The organism is Corynebacterium sp. HMSC076D02 (assembly GCF_001813815.1).
Taxonomy (GTDB): Bacteria; Actinomycetota; Actinomycetes; order Mycobacteriales; family Mycobacteriaceae; genus Corynebacterium; species Corynebacterium simulans.
In genome coordinates this window covers 1-909 of sequence record NZ_KV814041.1, presented here as the reverse complement: position 1 = coordinate 909, position 909 = coordinate 1, and the positions used below count along the sequence as shown (strand labels likewise).

Sequence of the window (909 nt, the reverse complement as noted above, 5' to 3'; positions counted from 1 at the left end):
CCCCCGACGTGTCCACTTTCCGGGGGCCAGGCCCCTGCGTCAGTGCGCCTTTTGCCCGAAGAGTACCGAGACGCATGGTCGGGCGACGTAGCTGTAGACGGCACCCCGGTGCTCGCCGCTAAGTCGGGCAACCCGCGTGACCGCAAGCCGAAGCGCTCATCAGACCCTGACGCAGGTTGGTACATCCGCGAAGGTGATCACAACGGCGACAAGGCCAAGTCCGCACCTAAGAAGATGTACTGGGCATACGAGGCCACGATCGTCACACAGACGTTCCTGCCCGCCAGGACAACCTGCCACAGCTCATTGTCGGCATGGCAATGGACTAGCCGGGCCACGCGCCGGCAGATCGTGCCATGGATGCCGTGCAGCATCTCATCGCCGACGAATCCGTGCCGAAGGGTGCCTTTATCGGCGACCGTGTCTACTACCCGATGAGCAAGCCTGAGAAGCTGCAGATCCCGCTGCGCAAGGCGGGCTACAAGGTCATGGGCGACCTCGTCAAGGGCCAGATGGGCCTACAGGCTACCTACCACGGAGCTCAGCTTATTGACGGCTCTTGGTACTACCCGGGCATGCCCGCCCGCTGGCGCGACGCTAGTGCCCTGTTTGCCGCTGGCGAGATGGATCGTGACGAGCTTTACGACATTATCGACCGTCGCCAAGCATTCGCTCTTCAAGTCAAGAAGATGCACGAGGATGGCTCTATCGACTTCTATTCCCCGGCACGTGGCAAGCGTGCCAAGCTCAAGGTTGACGGAATCGGCGTTGACAAGACTCTAGAAGGTGCCACCCTGCGTAAGGTGTTCGCTCGTGACTTGACTAAGGAAGACCGTAACAGTGCTGTCTTCAAGCAGACGCAGATTCGTATCCCTTGCTGAGAGCGGCTTGTTGGTAGGGGTGTTGCGG

1 protein-coding gene and 1 pseudogene are annotated in these 909 nt (G+C 60.5%); both read left to right on the top strand.

The window, feature by feature from the left end; genetic code table 11:
• A pseudogene (locus HMPREF2935_RS13325) lies at positions 1-438 on the top strand (hypothetical protein); the annotation flags it as partial.
• Positions 366-881, top strand: a complete 516-nt coding sequence (locus tag HMPREF2935_RS02255) for a hypothetical protein (protein WP_246817761.1) — start codon at positions 366-368, stop codon at positions 879-881. The pseudogene HMPREF2935_RS13325 and the gene HMPREF2935_RS02255, both read left to right, overlap by 73 nt.
• Positions 882-909 lie beyond the last annotated feature (28 nt).